20 protein-coding genes are annotated in these 17722 nt (G+C 70.9%); 8 read left to right on the top strand and 12 right to left on the bottom strand.

What is annotated here, in order from left to right; genetic code table 11:
- Positions 1-20: 20 nt before the first annotated feature.
- The gene (locus ACIBX3_RS40070; RefSeq protein WP_397125787.1) at positions 21-149 is read left to right on the top strand and encodes a hypothetical protein; all 129 of its coding nucleotides are present in this window, start codon (positions 21-23) and stop codon (positions 147-149) included.
- A 1-nt stretch (position 150) separates the two neighbouring features.
- Here the strand turns inward: ACIBX3_RS40070 and ACIBX3_RS40065 are convergent, their stop codons facing one another.
- The gene (locus ACIBX3_RS40065; RefSeq protein WP_397125786.1) at positions 151-732 is read right to left on the bottom strand and encodes a TetR/AcrR family transcriptional regulator; all 582 of its coding nucleotides are present in this window, start codon (positions 730-732) and stop codon (positions 151-153) included.
- Positions 733-785: 53 nt separating this feature from the next.
- On the opposite strand from ACIBX3_RS40065, the gene ACIBX3_RS40060 reads away from it, so the two are divergent.
- Positions 786-1538: an MBL fold metallo-hydrolase gene (locus ACIBX3_RS40060; protein WP_397125785.1), complete on the top strand. Its 753-nt coding sequence runs from the start codon at positions 786-788 to the stop codon at positions 1536-1538.
- A 42-nt stretch (positions 1539-1580) separates the two neighbouring features.
- Here ACIBX3_RS40060 and ACIBX3_RS40055 read toward each other — a convergent pair whose 3' ends face one another.
- Positions 1581-1703 carry a hypothetical protein gene (locus tag ACIBX3_RS40055; RefSeq protein ID WP_397125784.1) on the bottom strand — a complete coding sequence of 41 codons (123 nt, stop codon included), beginning with the start codon at positions 1701-1703 and terminating at the stop codon, positions 1581-1583.
- 88 nt (positions 1704-1791) lie between these two features.
- Between ACIBX3_RS40055 and ACIBX3_RS40050 the strand changes: the two genes are divergently transcribed.
- The 3 genes from ACIBX3_RS40050 to ACIBX3_RS40040 are packed head-to-tail and all read left to right on the top strand — an operon-like array spanning position 1792 to position 4625.
- On the top strand, positions 1792-3171 hold the full coding sequence (locus tag ACIBX3_RS40050) for an aldehyde dehydrogenase family protein (RefSeq protein ID WP_397125783.1): 1380 nt from the start codon (positions 1792-1794) through the stop codon (positions 3169-3171).
- Positions 3172-3175: 4 nt separating this feature from the next.
- Positions 3176-3613 carry a hypothetical protein gene (locus ACIBX3_RS40045; protein WP_397125782.1) on the top strand — a complete coding sequence of 146 codons (438 nt, stop codon included), beginning with the start codon at positions 3176-3178 and terminating at the stop codon, positions 3611-3613.
- A gap of 1 nt (position 3614) precedes the next feature.
- Positions 3615-4625, top strand: coding sequence for a nitrilase-related carbon-nitrogen hydrolase (locus ACIBX3_RS40040; RefSeq protein ID WP_397125781.1), 1011 nt, complete (start codon positions 3615-3617; stop codon positions 4623-4625).
- A 151-nt stretch (positions 4626-4776) separates the two neighbouring features.
- Here ACIBX3_RS40040 and ACIBX3_RS40035 read toward each other — a convergent pair whose 3' ends face one another.
- From ACIBX3_RS40035 to groL, 6 genes are all read right to left on the bottom strand, one after another.
- Entirely contained in the window at positions 4777-4929 is a 153-nt protein-coding gene (locus ACIBX3_RS40035) for a hypothetical protein (protein ID WP_397125780.1), read from the bottom strand.
- Entirely contained in the window at positions 4926-5204 is a 279-nt protein-coding gene (locus tag ACIBX3_RS40030) for a hypothetical protein (RefSeq protein ID WP_397125779.1), read from the bottom strand. The genes ACIBX3_RS40035 and ACIBX3_RS40030 overlap by 4 nt, the downstream gene beginning before the upstream one ends.
- Positions 5205-5230: 26 nt before the next feature.
- On the bottom strand, positions 5231-5569 hold the full coding sequence (locus ACIBX3_RS40025) for a hypothetical protein (protein WP_397125778.1): 339 nt from the start codon (positions 5567-5569) through the stop codon (positions 5231-5233).
- Between the two features lie 108 nt (positions 5570-5677).
- Positions 5678-6994 (bottom strand): RNA-guided endonuclease IscB, encoded by a 1317-nt coding sequence (gene iscB / locus ACIBX3_RS40020; RefSeq protein WP_397125777.1) that lies wholly within the window; start codon positions 6992-6994, stop codon positions 5678-5680.
- A 357-nt stretch (positions 6995-7351) separates the two neighbouring features.
- Positions 7352-7618 (bottom strand): hypothetical protein, encoded by a 267-nt coding sequence (locus ACIBX3_RS40015; protein WP_397125776.1) that lies wholly within the window; start codon positions 7616-7618, stop codon positions 7352-7354.
- 107 nt (positions 7619-7725) lie between these two features.
- The gene (gene groL / locus ACIBX3_RS40010; RefSeq protein WP_397125775.1) at positions 7726-9351 is read right to left on the bottom strand and encodes a chaperonin GroEL; all 1626 of its coding nucleotides are present in this window, start codon (positions 9349-9351) and stop codon (positions 7726-7728) included.
- Between the two features lie 216 nt (positions 9352-9567).
- Here groL and ACIBX3_RS40005 point away from each other — a divergent pair, with 216 nt between their 5' ends.
- Positions 9568-10182 carry a TetR/AcrR family transcriptional regulator gene (locus ACIBX3_RS40005; RefSeq protein WP_397125774.1) on the top strand — a complete coding sequence of 205 codons (615 nt, stop codon included), beginning with the start codon at positions 9568-9570 and terminating at the stop codon, positions 10180-10182.
- A gap of 359 nt (positions 10183-10541) precedes the next feature.
- On the opposite strand, the gene ACIBX3_RS40000 is transcribed toward ACIBX3_RS40005, so the two are convergent.
- The 4 genes from ACIBX3_RS40000 to ACIBX3_RS39985 form a co-directional block, all read right to left on the bottom strand.
- Positions 10542-11321, bottom strand: a complete 780-nt coding sequence (locus tag ACIBX3_RS40000) for an ABC transporter permease (RefSeq protein WP_397125773.1) — start codon at positions 11319-11321, stop codon at positions 10542-10544.
- Complete coding sequence (locus tag ACIBX3_RS39995; RefSeq protein ID WP_397125772.1) at positions 11318-12097, bottom strand: ABC transporter permease; 780 nt, start codon at positions 12095-12097, stop codon at positions 11318-11320. Before ACIBX3_RS39995 ends, ACIBX3_RS40000 begins: the two co-directional genes overlap by 4 nt.
- Positions 12094-13077: an ABC transporter substrate-binding protein gene (locus tag ACIBX3_RS39990; RefSeq protein WP_397125771.1), complete on the bottom strand. Its 984-nt coding sequence runs from the start codon at positions 13075-13077 to the stop codon at positions 12094-12096. The genes ACIBX3_RS39995 and ACIBX3_RS39990 overlap by 4 nt, the downstream gene beginning before the upstream one ends.
- Positions 13078-13210: 133 nt before the next feature.
- The gene (locus tag ACIBX3_RS39985) at positions 13211-14200 is read right to left on the bottom strand and encodes an ABC transporter substrate-binding protein (protein WP_397125770.1); all 990 of its coding nucleotides are present in this window, start codon (positions 14198-14200) and stop codon (positions 13211-13213) included.
- A 390-nt stretch (positions 14201-14590) separates the two neighbouring features.
- Between ACIBX3_RS39985 and ACIBX3_RS39980 the strand changes: the two genes are divergently transcribed.
- Positions 14591-17227 carry a nitrate- and nitrite sensing domain-containing protein gene (locus ACIBX3_RS39980; protein WP_397125769.1) on the top strand — a complete coding sequence of 879 codons (2637 nt, stop codon included), beginning with the start codon at positions 14591-14593 and terminating at the stop codon, positions 17225-17227.
- Positions 17228-17257: 30 nt separating this feature from the next.
- Complete coding sequence (locus ACIBX3_RS39975) at positions 17258-17638, top strand: DUF742 domain-containing protein (RefSeq protein WP_397125768.1); 381 nt, start codon at positions 17258-17260, stop codon at positions 17636-17638.
- Positions 17639-17722: the final 84 nt, after the last annotated feature.

The following is a 17722-nucleotide window of genomic DNA, read 5'->3' as shown; positions in this document are numbered from 1 at the left end:
AGCCGCTGACGATCACGTTCGTGAGCGACGACCTTCACGTCCTTCCCCCTCCGCAGGGTGAGGCCTCCGGCGGCGTCGTAGCGTGCGGGCAGGCGTGGGCGGCGAAGGACGCGGCGCAGGTCCAGACCCCGTGGTACGGCAGCTTGTGACTTACCACGGCCTGTAGGAGGCGAGCACTTGATCCACGAGGCCGTCGAGACCGGGCCAGGGGAACCCGGGCTTGCCGGTCCGCAGCACGACGTTGCCGTGCAGGAAGGTCCACACGGCCACGGCGCAGGCGTGCGGGTCCTCGCCTGGTGACAGACACGGCTCAAGCGCGCCCCGCATCCCCTCGAAGACGGCGGCACCCGGAGATCCCGCGTAGCCCGTCCCCATCTGGCCGGTTGCGGGGCTGTCGAAGAGCAGCCGGTAGTGGCCGGGGTTGGCCAGTCCCCAGGCGCAGTAGGCAAGACAGCGAGCCCGCAAGCGGTCGAACGGCGTTCCCGCTCCGCCGTCCGCCGCGTCGAGGACCCGGTCGAGTCGCTCGAAAAGGCGCTCGACCACCGCGTACACGAGCTCCTGCTTGTCGGCGAAGTGCAGGTAGACCGATTGGGGCGTGACGCCGACCGCGCGGGCCACCGCTCGCAGGGACAGCACCTCCTCCGGCGGTGAGGCCAACAGTCCGGTCGCCGCCTCGATCATCTCCGCGCGCAGCCGGGCGCCCTCACCGCGGCGGTTGCGTACCCGTGTCATGGTCTCGCTCCTTATGTTGACACACGTAACCTTACATGCGTCTACTTAGCGATATGTCGCTGACACTCATCCGGGTCGCGCATTCCTGCGTGCTGCTCGACTTCGCGGGCACGCGCGTGCTCACCGATCCGTGGTTCTCCGAGAGGCCGGGGTATTTCCCGGGCGAATCACTCGCCTTCACGCCCGCCACGCTGCCCCGCCTGTCCGCGGTGGTGGCCAGCCATGGGCACTACGACCACTACGACGTCGACGCGTTCTCCGCCTATCCCGACCGTGCGGTGCCGATGATCGTCAAGCGCGGCATCGGCGACCGCGCCATGCGGGCGGGCTTCACCGACGTCACCGAAGTCGACGCCTGGGAGCAGGTCTCGATCGGCGGACTGCGCATCACGGCCACGCCCGCCAAGCACGCGGTGCCTGAGGTCACCTTCGTCATCGAGGCCGCCGGGCTGACCGTGTTCTTCGGCGGCGACACCCTGCGCATCCAGGAACTGGACGAGGTCGGACGCCGCTTCCCTCGCATCGATCTGGCGTTGCTGCCCGTCAACGGGTTGATGGTCCGCCCCGCGTTCAACCGGCGTGTGGTGATGAACGCCGAGCAGGCGGCCGAGCTCGCCGCCGTGTTGCGGCCACGGGTCGCGGTGCCGATCCATTACGCCTACACCGCAGGTCACGTACGCGATCGGCTGCTGCTCAAGTACGACGGCACGCCGCAGCGCTTCGCGGCCGCCATGGCCGCCGTCGCGCCGGACACCGACGTCCACATCCTGGCCACCGGCCGGCCTCTGGAGGTGCGGCCCACCTAGTGACTCAAGAGCGGCAGACGCCAGGCCCGCGACCTGCGCGGCCTATACGCCGGCGCCGGGGTCGCGGGCGGGGTTCACCCCGGTGATCCCCTCGACCGCCTCGGCCGGCATGCCGTGACCCTCGCCCACGAACCCCACGTGCCGGTCGCAGGCCGCGTGACGCAATCTGACTCCTGGCCGGGACTGGACAGCGCGCCGTCCGGCATGATCACAATGAGGGCTGTTTTGCTCCATCTCCATGCGGAGGCGGTCCGTGAACGTCCGTGATCCCCTCACCGGGCAGGTCGAGCGGCCTGTGGCCCCCGTTCCGCCCGACCGGCTCGCCGCGATCGCGGCCATGCTGCGCGCGACGGCTCCCGCCTGGGCGGACGCCGATCGCGGCGCGGTGCTGTCGCGGTTCGGGGCCGCGCTCGCCGCCGACGACGAGCTGCTGGCCGCGCTGGTGGCCGACACCGGCCGGGTCGCGGAGTCGGTGCTGGAACGGCAGATCACCGCCGGCCTCGTCGAGCGATGGGTACGCCAGGCGCCCGCGCTGCTCGCGCCCCCGGCCGAGTTCCCCGCCGCGCTGCCGGGCATCGTCGTGGCCGGCGACGCGGTGCCGTACGAGCTGGTCGGGGCCATCACCCCGTGGAACTTCCCGCTCCTGCTCGGCCTCATCGACGCCGTGCCCGCGCTGGCCGCCGGCTGCACGGTGCTGGTCAAGCCGAGCGAGGTGACGCCCCGCTTCATCGAGCCGCTGATGCGGCTGGTCCCCGACGAGCTGCCGCTGCGGGTCGTGGAGGGCGACGGCACGACGGGCGCGGCGCTCGTGGACCTGGTGGACGCCGTGGTGTTCACCGGCAGCGTGCCAACGGGGCGGCTGGTCGCGCAGGCGGCGGCGCGCGCGTTCGTGCCCGCGTTCCTCGAGCTCGGCGGCAAGGACCCGGCGATCGTGCTGGCCGGCGCCGACCTCGACCGGACGGCCTCGGCGATCCTGTGGGGCGGCACCGCCAACGCCGGGCAGTCCTGCCAGTCCATCGAGCGCGTGTACGTGGCCCGCGAGGTCCACGACGAGTTCCTGGCGCTGCTGGCCGGCAAGGCCGCCCAGGTGGGGCTGACCTGCGAGGGCGGCCCGATCGGTCCGATCGTCGCGCCCGACCAAGCGGACGTGATCGCCGCGCACCTCGCCGACGCCGTGGCCAAGGGCGCCGTCGTGCACACCGGCGGGGCGATCGAGCGGCACGGCGGCGGTCACTGGTGCCGTCCCACCGTGCTGTCGGAAGTGGACCACTCGATGCTGGTGATGACCGAGGAGACGTTCGGGCCGCTGCTGCCCGTCATGGCCGTGGACGATGCGGACCAGGCGGTCGTGCTGGCCAACGACTCGGCGTACGGGCTGTCGGCCGCCGTCTTCGCCGCCACCGAGGATCAGGCGCGCGCCGTGGCGGCCCGGCTGCACGCCGGCGCGGTCAGCGTCAACGACGCCGCGCTGACCGCGCTCGTCCACGAGGGCGAGAAGCACTCCTTCCGCCTGTCCGGGCTCGGCGGCTCCCGCATGGGTCCCGCCTCCATCGCCCGCTTCCTGCGCCGCCGGGCCTTCCTGGTCAACCGATCCGCCGCCGCCGACCCCTGGTGGCACGCGACGAAGGAGTAGCGGGATGGGACTGCGTGCGGAGATGCCGTTGCTGGCCCGGCACGAGGGCGAGTGGGAGGGCGAGTACCGCCACCTCGACCGCGACGGCAAACTGCTCGACCGGCACCGCGTCGAGATGACCTGCCGCATCGTCGGCGACGCCGCCTACCACCAGACCAACCGCTACACCTGGGACGACGGGCGCACCGAGGTGCACGAGTTCCCCGGCACGTATCTCGGCGGCGGGCGGTGCGGCTTCGACACCGACCGGCTCGAGGGCCAGTTCTGGGAGGTGGACGACAGCACGATCTACCTCACGTGGCGGTTCAAGGGGCGGCCGCTGCGGCTGTACGAGATGATCGTGCTCAGTGCCGACGGCAGGTCGCGCAGCCGGGTCTGGCAGTGGCTGGAGGACGGCGTGTGCGTGCGGCGCACCCTGATCGACGAGCGGAGGACTGCCTGACATGCTCGCCTTCACCGCCCTGGCGCTGCAGGTGCGCACCACGGCCGTCAACGCGGCCGCCGACCCGCGGGCCGAGATGGCTGCGGCCATCGGGCGCATCGGCGCGCAGCTCGCCGGGTCCAAGGCGTGGCTCGGGCCCGACCTGCGGCTGGTGGTGCTGCCGGAGTACGTGCTGACCGGGTTCCCGATGCGCGAGAGCTTCGCCGAGTGGCGGGAGCGGGCCGCGCTCGACCCCACCGGCCCCGAGTACAAGGCGCTGGGCGAGGTCGCCGCCCGGAACGAGGTGTTCCTCTGCGTGAACGCCTACGAACGCGACGAGCACTTCCCCGAGCTGTACTTCCAGGCGTCGGTGATCCTCTCCCCGGCCGGGGAGACGGTGCTGCGGTATCGCCGGCTGCACTCGATGTTCACGCCGACTCCCTACGACGTGTGGGAGCGCTACCTGGAGCTCTACGGCCTGGACGGCGTGCTGCCGGTGGCCCGCACCGAGATCGGCAACCTGGCGGTGCTCGCCTCGGAGGAGATCCTGATGCCCGAGCTGGCCCGCGCGCTGGCGTTGCGCGGCGCCGAGGTGTTCTGCCACCCCACCTCCGAGGCGTCGTCCCCGGAGCTGACGCCGAAGGCGATCGCCCGCCGCGCCCGGGCGGTGGAGAACCTGGCGTACGTGGTCTCGGCCAACACCGGCGGCCTGGCCGGCATCGCCATCCCCGGCGACTCGACCAACGGCGGCTCGGAGCTGATCGATCACGAGGGGCGGGTGCTGGCGCGGGCGGGCGCGGGCGAGTCGCTGGTGGCCGCGGCGGAGCTGGACGTGGCGGCGGTGCGCCGGGCGCGGCGGCGGCCGGGCATGGGCAACCTGCTCAGCCGGGTCAAGACCGGGCTGTGGGCGGAGGAGTACGCCCGTCACGACGGTGAACGCCCCGGCGGGCTCGCGGCTGGCGCCCGCGACCGGGCCTGGTTCCGCGCCCGCCAGGCGGAGATCATCGAGCGCCTGCACGGCTTCGGCCAGTGACGCCCGGGAGCCCCGTCATATGACAGGCGGCGGCCGGGTGCGGTGTCTGTGACGCACATCACTCCCCCGTTTCCGGCTCCGGCGACGGTTTTTCCTCCTGCGGCTGGTCTTGATGCGGACGAACCCGACCACCACTTCGGAGTGTCCGATGTCAGATCTCTTCCAGACCGCCGTCGTCACCGGTGCCGGCCGCGGCTTCGGGCGCGCGATCGCCGCCGCGCGTGGGCGACGGCCGGTACGAGGCGCACGGCGTCCAGGTCCTGACCGTGATCGGGGCCCGGATCTCCCGCATCACGGCGTTCAACGATCCGAGCCTGGTGCCGACGTTCGGTCTCGCGCCCGCGCCCGCGCTCGCCCTCTGAACCGAGCGGTTACCGCCCTCCCGCCTACGGATGCCGCAGTCGGCTTGAGCCCTCCTACCTCGAACTGAGGCGGCCGCAGTGCGTCGTACACGTCCGTCGGGAGCGGGCCCTTCTGGGCGGCTGCGACATTGGCCTGCACATGCGCGAGCTGGGTTGAGCCGACGATCAGCGAGTGCAGATCTTGGTGACTGAGAATGAAGCGGAGCAGAAGCTCCATCGTCGAGGCGCCCTCTGCCAGATCGTCTAGGCCACAGCGGCGGCGAGCCGCGCGTGGCTGTCGGCGAGCGGCCGGCGCATCGGCTCCGGCATGGCCTCGGGCGGAGCCATGAGCGGGCGGGCGACTGAGCCACGAGCGATCGTCCCCGCGCCGGCTGCCGCGGCGGCGCTGATGAGTTCCTCATGGGAACGGTCGAGCGCCGAGTAGGGGAGGAGGAAAACGTCGAACGCCCCGATCGCGATGTGCTCCGGGAGGTGGGGCAGATTTCCTGACATGCCGGTGAAGCGGATCGCGCCTTCGTCCTGAAGGGCCAGCATCTCGGCGACGGTGTCCTCGGCCTGCATCACGGCGACGCTCGGGCTCATCAGAAATCTCCGTGGATACTCCGGCCTTCAGGTCAGAGAGGAAACGGACCCCTTCGGAGCAGGGCAGGAACAGGCGATACGCCGCCGGGCGAAACGCCGTCGAAACGGTCACAGTGGCGCATCGCCCCTGCTTTCTCCCTGATGGTGGTAGGCGTAGCCGTCGCCGCGTTGCAGCAGGCGGACGTGCCGATGGCTGACGCCCTGGACGGTGCCGCGGGCGGTGGTGATGTTGAAGCTGCCGGTGGCGCGGACCGCGACCCGGCCGGTGTGAACCCCGGCCCTTTTGCCGGCGGGCACGCTCGCGCGGACCAGGTCACCGGTAGCGAACCCGCGGACCTGTTTGACTCTGGGCAGCCGTAGCCGGGGGAAGCCATACCGGTCGGTGCGGGTGCGGGCGTAGCCGCCGCGCCCGGCGCAGGCGGCCACCAATACCGTGTCAGGCCAGCCGGTCACGACGGCGAGTTCGCCGACGTGCAGCGCGTCGAGTGTGTGGGACTTGGGAGCGCCGGTTCGCGACCGGTTCCACTTGGTCCGCCCGCCGGAGGCGGCGTGCACGGGCAGGCCGGTCGCGGTCAAGGCCCGCCACAGCGCCTGCCGGGTCGCGTTGACCGCTGCTGCGTCCCTGAGCGGCAGCTTGGCCTGAGCCAGCACGCGCGCCAAGACTTGGGGGCGTCCGGCCAGGAACTCTTCCACCGGGTGCGCGTTCTTGGCCTGGTTGCAGCCGATGCAGGCCACGGCCAGGTTCGAGATCCGGTCCGAGCCGCCGCGCGAGCGGGGATGAATGTGGTCGATGTTCAGCGGCACCTCCTGTTTGCCGCAGTAGGCGCAGGCGCGGCCCCACTTGTGCAGCAGGTATTCGCGCGCCTCGTACCCGCACAAGGTGCCCTGCTGGTACTCGGCCCCCTCCAGCGGGCGGCCCGCGGACATGGCGTGGGTGTCGAACGCCACCCGCTCCACGTGCAGGGCCCGCACCGGCGCCCACCGGGCCAGCCGGTCCACCCAGCTCATGGTGGTCTCCACCCGGTGCCGCAGCGACGGGGCCAGCCATCCCCGCGGCCGGGCTCGATTGGCGAAACGCGGCGCCCGGTAGCGCAGATTCTTGCTGCGGCGGCGCCGCCGGAAGGCGGCCCGCGCCGCCAGCCGGTCGCGGATGCGCCCGCCCCGGTGGTCGAGCTGCACCGCGAACAGCCCGGTTCGGGCGCCGTCGCCGTTGTCGTGGAAGAGGGCCAGGCCGGTGTGCTTGCTGCCGGGGTCTATGCCAGCCTCGACACCAGGCACCGCGCAGGAACCGGCGTCGCGGTCTTTCAGCCGGATGACCAGGGGGGTGTGCCGGTGGATGACCGCCCGGCCTGAGGCCAGCAGCTTGCGCGCCATCGCCGGGCGGGTGGGTTGAAGCGGCGTGCCGTGCTTGTCCAGCACGAACACGCGCGGTTGGTGTGGCTGGGGTGCGGCGGGAATGCCGCGGCCTCCCTCAGCGTCGCGTGACGCCTCGGGGTGACGCCCGCCGCGTGGTGCGGTGCGGCGGGTCTCCCCTCGCCCATGTCCCACGCCGGGTGCGCGGCCTGCCGCGCGCCTGTCCCCCGTTTCGTCCCTGCTCCCGGGGTTGTCTGCTGAGACAGGTTCCAGAGCGTGCCGCTGAGGAAGCACGGCACGGTGGGTCTTCTGTCCTGCGTGAGACGTAGCCATCTGGATGCACCTCCTTGTCGGTGATGGCTCGGGCTGGTCAAACAAGGCCCACCCGCCTGTGGCGCACAGCCGTTCACGGCGGGCAAGCCCCGGCCTTCAGGCCGGGGAGCGTTTGACCAGCTCGTCTTGGGTAAGGCCGTTGGTGAACGGCGAATACCAGACCTCCAGGCCCGCGTGGGCGGCGTGGTGTGCGGCGGTCTCGAGGCGGTCCGGGTCTCCTCCGGTGATGCGGACCGCGTCGCAGCGAAGTTCGTCCCGGATGATCTGCATTTCGCGGCGCACCGTGTCCGGGTTGAAGGGCTCGTGGGTGGTGGTTCCGGCAGACAGGAAACCGGTGTCGTAGGTGACACCGAAGGCACGCATCAGGGGCCTCCGTATGTGTTTGTGCGGGATGTGTTTGTGCGGGATGTGTTCGTGCGGGTTGACATGCGCCGCCAACCCGCGTCCGCAACGCACAGGACTAGAAGGGACTAGAAGTCCATGTCGCCGCCACCCGGCATGGCGGGCGCGGCGGGGGTCTTCTCGGGCTTCTCCGCGATGACGGCCTCGGTGGTGAGGAAGAGCGCCGCGATGGAGGCGGCGTTCCGCAGCGCGGAGCGCGTCACCTTGGCCGGGTCGATGATGCCCGACTCGAACATGTTGACGTACTCGCCCGTAGCGGCGTTCAGGCCCTCACCGGGGGTGAGGTTGCGCACGCGCTCCACCACGACGCCGCCCTCGAGACCGGCGTTGACCGCGATCTGCTTCAGCGGCTCCTCGAGCGCCTTCTTGACGATCGCGGCCCCCGTGGCCTCGTCGCCGCCCAGCTCGAGCTTGTCGAAGGCCTTGGCGCCGGCCTGCAGCAGCGCCACGCCACCGCCGGGGACGATGCCCTCCTCGACGGCCGCCTTGGCGTTGCGGACGGCGTCCTCGATGCGGTGCTTGCGCTCCTTGAGCTCGACCTCGGTGGCCGCGCCGGCCTTGATGACGGCCACGCCGCCGGCCAGCTTGGCGAGGCGCTCCTGGAGCTTCTCACGGTCGTAGTCGGAGTCGGTGCGCTCGATCTCGGCGCGGATCTCGTTGACCCGGCCGGAGATCTGCTCGGCGTCACCGGCGCCGTCGACGATCGTGGTCTCGTCCTTGGTGACGACGACCTTGCGGGCCCGGCCCAGCAGGTCGAGGGTGGCGCTCTCGAGCTTGAGACCGACCTCCTCGGCGATGACGGCGCCACCGGTCAGGATGGCGATGTCGTTGAGCATGGCCTTGCGGCGGTCGCCGAAGCCCGGGGCCTTGACGGCGACCGACCTGAAGACTCCCTTCATCTTGTTCACGATCAGGGTGGCCAGGGCCTCGCCCTCGACGTCCTCAGCGATGACCAGCAGCGGCCTGCCGGACTGCACGACCTTGTCGAGCAGGGGGAGCACGTCCCGGTTGGCGGACACCTTGCCGCTCACGATCAGGACGTGCGGGTCGTCCAGGACCGCTTCGAGCCGGTCGGAGTCGGTGATGAAGAGCGGGGCGATGTAGCCCTTGTCGAAGCGCATGCCCTCGGTGAGTTCCAGCTCCAGGCCGAAGGTGTTGCTCTCCTCGACGGTGATGACGCCTTCCTTGCCGACCTTGTCCATCGCCTCGGCGATGAGCGAGCCGATCTCGGGGTCGGCGGCGGAGATGGAGGCGGTGGAGGCGATCTGCTCCTTGGTCTCCACATCCTTGGCCAGCTTGGAGAGCTCCTCGCTGACGCGCTCGACGGCGGCCTCGATGCCCTTCTTCAGGGCCATCGGGTTGGCGCCGGCGGCTACGTTGCGCAGGCCCTCGCGTACCAGCGCCTGGGCGAGCACGGTGGCGGTGGTGGTGCCGTCACCCGCGACGTCGTCCGTCTTCTTGGCGACTTCCTTGACCAGCTCAGCGCCGATCTTCTCCCACGGGTCCTCGAGCTCGATCTCCTTGGCGATGGAGACGCCGTCGTTGGTGATCGTGGGAGCGCCCCACTTCTTCTCCAGCACGACGTTGCGGCCCTTGGGGCCCAGGGTCACCTTGACGGCGTCGGCGAGTTGGTTCATACCGCGCTCGAGACCGCGCCGGGCGTCCTCGTCGAACGCGATCATTTTCGAAGTCATGTCTGCTCCTAGTCTCGATGGGGGTGTCCGGGACGGCGCCCGCGACGGACGGTCCGCCGGCAGGTGAACGACCTGTCGGCAGACCTCGCCGCCCCGGCGCACGCCAGATGGTTGGCACTCTCCAAGGGCCAGTGCCAGGCGTCTCGTCGCACTCTACCCACAACTTGCGTGGCACGCACATAGTACGCGGCACGCAACATCGGGTAGAGTCGGCCCATGAACGACGACGCCATGGATCTCCGGGCGCGCAACAAGCAGGCCACCCGCGAGGCGATCAGCCACGCCGCACTGCGCCTGGCCATCGAGCAGGGCCCCAACGGGCTGGCCCTGGTGCGCGTCCATGACATCGCCACGGCCGCGGGAGTATCACCGCGCACCTACAACAACTACTTCTCCAGCAGGGAGGAGGCGATCTGTTCCTTCCAGGCCGACCAGTCCAGGCGCGCGGGGCAGGCGCTGCGCTCCCGGCCCGCCGGGGAGCCGCTGGCCCAGGCCGTCATCGCGGCCGTGATCGAGCTCTACACCAATCCCGAGCCCGACAGGGCCGGCCTGCGCATGATCATGTCGACGCCCGAGCTGGAGGGCGAGGCCCTGAAGGCGTTCTCCATGGCGGAGGGCCCGCTCGCCGAGGCGATCGCGGCGCGCACCGGCACCGACCCGGTACGCGACCTGTTCCCCACCGTCACGGCCGCCGCGGTCGCCGGCGCCATCCGCGTGGCAGGACGACACTGGCTCGAACGCGGCAACACCGCATCCTTCGCCACCATCCTGCGCCGCGCCCTGTCCTGCGTCCTTCCTGCCGCGCCGTCCGAAGGACCGCAGGACCAGTGACCAGCCCGCGCAGGCCCGGCGTCCGAGATATCGGCCTCCGGGTGCTTGACGGGATCCCGTCCCACGATGTCGCCCCACGGGGGCCGCCGCGCCATGCAGGCCGAGCCCGCGTCATGACGGATCGCGGTCACCGGCTGTCGTGTCCCACGCGGACTGCTTCGATGTCGTCGGCATGCTCCAGATCCAGTTCATCAACGGCCGCGTCGCCTCCAGCAGGGCCTGCACGGGCGCGGCACGGTTGTCCTGGTCCGCGAGCCGATCGGCTTTTGAGACGGCCGCCGCGCTCGTGTCCGGAGGATCCGACGATGACGCGGACCCAGACCATGCCGTGCACATCAGGCGGGACGGCTTCGAGTTTCCTAGCCACCGTTCCTGGCGCCGCGGTGCCAGGACAGCACCTGCCGCTCGACGCCCAGGAACGCCGCGTTGAGCGCGATGCCGAGCAGTCCGAGCAGCACGATCCCGGCCCACATGGCGGGGATGTCGAACTGGCTCTGCGCCTCCAGCATGCGGTGGCCGATGCCCTCGCTGCTGCCGACCAGCTCCGAGATCACCATCATGATCAGCGCCAGCGACACGCTCAGCCGCAGCCCGGCGAAGATCTTCGGGGACGCGGCGGGCAGCACGATCCTGGTCAGCCGCTGCCAGGCGCCGAGCCGGTAAACGGCGCCGGTCTCGATGTACTGGCGGTCCACGTGGCGGGCGCCGTCCATGGAGTTGATCAGCACCGGCCAGATGACGCCGTACACGATCGACGCCAGCTCCATCGGCGTGCCGATCTTGAACAGCACCAGGAAAACCGGCAGCAGCGTCGACGGCGGCACCGAGCGGCCGAAGTGCAGGAGCGGCTCGGCCAGCGCCGACAGCCGGCCCGAGCGGCCCAGCGCGACGCCGATCACCACACCGGCCGCGCACGCCATCGCCCAGCCCGCGAACAGCCTGGCCAGGCTCGGCAGCAGGTCGGCGACCGCCTCGTCGGTCAGGAACGCCCGCGACAGCGGGCCGGAGAACCACATCTCGTGCAGCCTGGCCACGATCCGCGACGGCGGCGGGAAGTACGCGGCCTGCGCCGAGCGTGTGGCCAGTTCCCAGGCGACGAACGCGACCGGCAGCAGCCAATACCAGACCAGCCGCCTCATACCGCGTCTCCTGTGCGCGCGTGGTGCCAGCGGAACACGCGCCGCTCGGCGGCCGTGAACAGCACGTTGGCCGCCAGCCCGATCAGCCCGGCCCACACGGTGGCCGCCAGCATACGATCGACCCGGTTCGCGCTGCCCGCCAGCGACAGGAACGCGCCGATCCCGCCCCCGCCCTGCGCCAGCAGCTCCACGCTCACCGCCACGATCAGCGTGACGGCGATGGCGATGCGCACGCCGGTCGCGATGAACGGCGCCGCGCTCGGCAGGCTCACCCGCAGCACCACGGCCAGCGGGCCGAAGCCGAAGCTCCGCAGCGTGTCCTTGGCCAGCGGGTCGACGTCGCTCAGGCCGTACATCGTGTTGATCAGCAGCGGCCACGAGCACGTGTAGACGATCAGCGCGGTCTTGGCGTCGTGGCTGACCGGGAACAGGAACATGGCCAGCGGGATCAGCGACACCGACGGGATCGGCCGCAGGAACTCCACCAGCGGCCGCGCCGACCGCTCGATGAACGGCACCGTCCCGAACAGCAGCCCCGCGGGCACGGCCACCGCGATCGCGATCGCCAGCCCGCTCAGGCAGGCCGCCAGCGTGGCCAGCACGTCGGCCCGGAACTGCGCCTCCAGCGGCAGCCGCGCCGCCGTGACCAGCACGTCCGAGACGTACGGCAGCACGTCCGTGACCAGGCCGAGCCGCCCCGCCAGCTCGGCCACGACGAGGAACCCCGCGACTCCGGCGACCCCCAGGAGCACCCGCTCCAGGCGCCGCCCGGTCATCCGCTCATCGGTGCGAACAGCTGCGCCGCGTCCACCTTCGCCTTGATGTAGCCGTAGCCGTGCAGCAGGTCGGCCAGCTTCTGCACGCCGGCCTTGTCGGCCTGCACGGAGAACGTGCCGAGCGTCATCGCCGCGGCCGCCTCGGCCGGGATCTGCGTGTACGTCGGCACGACCTCGTCGATCGCCTTGCGGTCGGTACTGGCGATCTGCTGCGCCTTGGACAGTGCGCGGTGCAGGGCGGCGGCCGTCTTCGGGTTCTTGGCCAGCCAGTCCTCGCTCACGCCCCACCCGTCGATGGGCACGCCGGCCGTCGCGCCGCTGGTGGTGTCGATGATCTGCGTCGCGCCGCTCTTCTTGGCGGCGGTCAGGAACGGCTCGACCAGCCAGGCCGCGTCGACCTGCCCGGAGGACAGCGCGCTGAGCTGGTCGGCGAACTGCACCTGGACGTACTTGACGTCCTCGGGCTTGAGCCCGGCCTCCTGCAGGTGGGCGTTGGTCAGTGTCTGGCCGAGGGCCTTGAGCACGTTGACCGCCACCGTCTTGCCCTTCAGCTCGGCGGCCGTCTTGATCGGCGAGCCCTTGGCCACCACGACGCCGGCCACGTTCGGCGCGGCCTCCTGGCTGTGCTGGAACAACTTCAGCTTGGCCGCGCCCGAGTCGTTGATCGCCATCAGCGACACGTAGCTGGTCAGGAAGGCGTCCATGCTGCCGTTGAGGATCTTCGGCATGACCGCCTGCGGGGCCTGGATGATCTCCGTCTTGACGGTCAGGCCCTCCGCCTTGAAGAAGCCCCGCTTCTCTGCGATGAACAAGGGCGCCGACGACGGCACCGGCACCACGCCGATGAGGAGCTGCGTCTTCTCCAGCCCGCCCGCCGAGGCTGTGCTTCCTCCTCCTCCTCCGCCGGCGTCGCCGCCTCCGCCGCACGCGCTGAGCGTCAGCGCGATCGCCGTACCCGCCATGATTCTGGCCAGCTTCATCGTGATCCTTCGTCCGGAGACTCCGTCTTTCGGGACGGAGAGAAAGCCTGCAGCGTGTGTCCGAGGGCCGGGGCCCAGCTCGGCCATGTCGGCGGCATGGGCGTACGGGGCGGGGTGTTTTCGCGCGGCCGGCTCACCGGGCCGGGCCGGCGGCGACCATGGAGGCCACGTCGACCTTGGACTTCAGGTAGCCGAACTCGAACATCAGATCCGCCACCCGCTGGATCCGCGTGGAGTTGAGCGAGGTGGGGAAGGTCCCCATCGCCATGGTCATCGCGGCTTCCTTGGGCGTCTGGGTGAAGCCGGCGACGGTCTCGGCCAGCAGGGCGCGGTCGGTCGCGGCCAGGGCCTGCGCCTTGGCCAGCGCGCGCTGGAAGGCCGCCGCGGTCCTGGGGTTCTTGCTCACCCAGGCCTCCGTCGTGGCCCAGCCGTCGATGGGCAGCTTGTCGGTGGGCCCGGTGTTGGTGTCGAGCAGCAGCTTCGCGCCGGCCCGCTGGGCGTCGGACAGGAACGGCTCCACCATCCAGGCCGCGTCCACCTGCTTGCCCTTCAGCGCGGTCAGCTGGTTCTGGAAGTCGATGGCGACGAACTTCACCTGCTGCGGGGTGACCTCGTACGGCTTCAGGTGCGCGCTCACCGACATCGTGCCCAGGTTGTTCAGGGAGTTGACGGCGATCGTCTTGTCCTTGAGATCCTGCGGCTTCTGCAGCGGCGAGTCCTTCGGCACCACGACGCCGGCGATGCCGGGCCCGGCCTGCAACGCGTCGTAGAGAATCTTCAGCCGGGCCGCGCCGCTTCCCTGAACGTTGATCAACGAGACATAGCTGCCTTTGAAAACGTCGATGCTGCCGTTGAGGATCCGCGGCATGACCGCCTGCGGGGCCTGAATGATCTCCGTTCTGACGGTCAGGCCCTCTTCCTTGAAGAATCCCTTGGCGTCGGCGATGTAGACGCCCGCGGAGGAGGGCGTGGGGCTGACGCCGATGAGCAACGAGGTCTTCTCCAGTCCGCCCGGCGAGCCGGAGCCGGCAGGCGATCCGGCGTCCACGGCGCTGCAGGCGGCGGTCACGACGATCGTGCTGAAGGCTGCGAACCACACGCGCATGGCATGCCCGCTTTCCATGAGCGGTGATCGTACAGCAGGGATGCGGCCATTGCCATGAAAGGAAGCTGATTGGCGACTCAGTCAATCGTCACTACTTGTCCGGTTTTATAGCCGTTTTTGGTTAAGTGATGCCGATTAGCGGTAAAACGGCGTTTCCGAAAAGTCAGATGATTTGTAAGACTGTCTCGTCTGGCCTATCCGGCCCGAGTATGCTCAAATTGCTCTTCGTTCACGAGGGCGCGCACCACATGCCTGCTGTCCCAGCATGCTTTTCGGTGAGAGGGAGCCAGCAAGGTGAATCAGGCGACTGCGGACACTCGCCGGCTCCACCCTCCTTCGCCGCCTCGTCCTGCACATATCCGGAAGAAGCGCATGCGTCGCCGCCGGTTGCGGTTACGCGACTTACGCGTGCGGTCACGGCTGATCGCACTGATCCTCATCCCGACCGTCGTGGGGATCCTGGTCGGCGGGCAGCAGGTCGTCACCTCCTGGAGCGCGGCCGGCCAGTACCAGCGCGTGCTGGACAAGGCCGAGCTCAGCGCCTCGATCATCGACGCCACCCATGAGCTCGCGCTCGAGCGGGACCTGGCGATGCACTTCGTGGCCGCCGGCCGTACGCCGGAGCGTGAGGAGCCGCTGCGTGCGCAGTTCGTCCGCGTCGACGCCGCCGTCGGGAAGGTCCGCACGAAAGCGGCGGCCATCACCCCCGAGCACGGCGAGAGCGCCTGGAGCCTCACCCGGCAGGTTCTCACCCGCCTGCCGGAGATCGGCGCCACCCGTACCACGGTCCAGCAGACCCAGCTGCTCGCCCTGCCCACTCTGACGAAGTACGCCCAGATCATCACCGCCCTCCAGCAGCTGCACGACCAGATCGGACAGGGCGGCCAGGACGAGGCGCTGGCCGCGAGCGTCCGCGCCCTGTCCGCGCTGGCCAAGGCACACGAGGCCGCCTCGCAGCAGCGCGGCCTGCTCGCGGCGGTGGCCGAGGCGGGCCGGTTCCAGAGCGGCGAGCTCGACCGGTTCATGGCCGCCCGCGCCCAGCAGGAAAGCGAGCTGGAGGTCTTCCGGACGGCGGCCACCCTGGAGCAGCGCCAGGCGTACGACGACACCGTGACCGGCACGCTGGTCGACCGGGCCGAGGTCGTCCGGCTGCGCGCCCTCGCGCAGGCCGACCAGAGCGGTCCGATCGACATCTTCCCCGGAACCGGTGACGACGCCGACCGCTGGTTCGAGGCGATCAGCGGCACCGTCGACGGCATGTGGACGGTCCAGCGGCGGCTCGGTGAAACGATCATCGTGCGGAGCCGGACCCTGGGGGACGCCGCCCGCCACGACGCCGTCGTGGCCGCCACCGTGATCGTCCTGCTGCTGCTGGCGGTGCTGCTGCTCACCGCCATCGTGGCCCAGTCCCTGGTCACCCCGCTGCGCAGGCTCCGCAGGGAGGCGCTGGAGATCGCCGGCTTCCGGCTGCCCGCCACCGTGCGCACCCTGCGCGAGACCGGCGACGGCTCCACCCCCGTCGTGGCCCCCATCGCCGTCGACTCCGGCGACGAGGTCGGCGAGGTCGCCCGCGCCTTCGACGAGGTGCACCGCGAGGCCATCCGGCTGGCCGGCGAGGAAGCCCGGGTACGCGCCAACATCAACGCGATGTTCGTCAACCTGTCCAGGCGCAGCCAGACCCTCGTCCAGCGGCTCATCCAGCACCTCGACGACCTCGAGCAGGGCGAGCGGGACGAACTGCGACTGGCAAGCCTGTTCAAGGCCGACCACCTGGCCACCCGCATGCGCCGCAACAACGAGAACCTGCTGGTCCTGGCCAACCAGGAGCCGCCCAGGCGGTGGAACCGGCCCATCCTGCTGGCCGACGTCGTACGCGCCTCCCTGCAGGAGGTCGAGCAGTACCAGCGCGTCGACGCCCGTGTCACCACCGCCCACGCCGCTGTCGCCGGACAGGCGGTCAACGACATCGTCCACCTGGTGGCCGAGCTGATCGAGAACGCCCTGTCCTTCTCGCCGCAGGACAGCCGCGTCACCGTCGGCACCGAGGCGGTCGACGGCGGCGTCATCCTGTCCATCACCGACGCCGGCATCGGCATGACGACCGACGAGCTCGCCCACGCCAACGAGCGCCTGACCCACGCGGTCGAGGTGGACGTGTCGGTCTCCCGCCGCATGGGCCTGTTCGTGGTGGCCCGGCTGGCCCGCCGCCACGGCATCCGCGTAGGGCTCCGGCCGCACGAGCGGGGCGGGCTGATCGCCATGGTGCTCGTGCCCGACGCGCTGCTGCGGCCCGCCCCCGGCCCGTATCCGGTCGCGGGGGCCGGGCAGACCTTCCCCACCCCGCAGCCGGACTCGTGGAACCCGCCCTCTCCCCCGGGTTCCAGGCACCCGGCCTCGCCCCCGGGTGCCTGGAACCCGCCCGCGCCGGCGAGCCCTTGGAACCGGCCCGCGCCGGCGGCCGACTGGCCTTCGTTCACCACGGACCCGGGCCCCGGCCTGTGGCCCTCCTTCGCCACCGATGCGGGCCCCGGCCCGGCAGTCGCCGATGCGGGCCCCGGCCCGGCAGGGGGCCGGCATCCTGGCCTCGCCCCCGTGCCGGACCCGCCCGCCGCCCCGTACTATGACGTGCCGCGCTCCGGCACCGGCCCGATCCCCGCCATCCGGCCCGTCCCGGCCGACGACTACCTGCCGATCTTCGCGGAGGTCGAGTCGGCCTGGTTCGACCGCAGCCACACCGACAGCTGGAGCTCGCCGCAGGCCGACGCGGGCTGGAGCGCCGCCCAGGCCGCGGCGAACCCGTCCAACGACGGCGCCACCACCTCTGGCCTGCCCAAACGCATACCGAAAGCCAACCTGGTGCCCGGCACGGCCGACACCTTGACGGCGCCCAAGGGCGTCGCCCCCATCCCCCACCTCTCCCCCGAACGGGCCCGCAGCCGCCTGACCAGCTTCCAGGAGGGCTTCCGTCAGGCCCGCACCCGCATCGGCGCCGGCGACCTCCCTCCCCTCAGCCTGGGCGGCGGGATCGGCGAGGAAGGCCCATGACCAGCGGCAGCCGGACCGGGTGAGCAGCATATGGACGATCTCGACTGGGACCTCCCGCCCGACCCCGGGGACCCGGAGGACTCGCTGGTGCGGCCCTATGCCGTCACCGGCGGCCGGACCACGCCCTGCATGAGGCTCGCGCTCGAAGCGCTGGTCTGCTCGGCCACGGCGCCACGGCGCGACTTCGCCCTCATCACCCCCGAGTACGCCGCCATCGACCAGGTGTGCCGGCAGGTCCGCTCGGTCGCCGAGGTCTCGGCCCTGCTCCGCCTGCCGCTCGGCGTGGTCCGCGTGCTGATCGCCGACATGGCCGCCGAAGGGCTCCTCGAACTGCGCCAACCTCGCCTGCGCGACGGCCGCCCGGACCCCGCCCTCCTGGAGCGGGTCCTCAGCGGCCTCCGCAATCTCTGATCCCGCGTCCGGCTGGTCCGCTGAACAGGCCGTTCACGTGCATAACAGCACCACTGACGCCGAGAACGGAGAAAATGTCGATTT

Source organism: Nonomuraea sp. NPDC049480 (assembly GCF_044465905.1).
Taxonomy (GTDB): domain Bacteria; phylum Actinomycetota; class Actinomycetes; order Streptosporangiales; family Streptosporangiaceae; genus Nonomuraea.
This window is presented reverse-complemented; position numbering and strand designations above follow the sequence as displayed.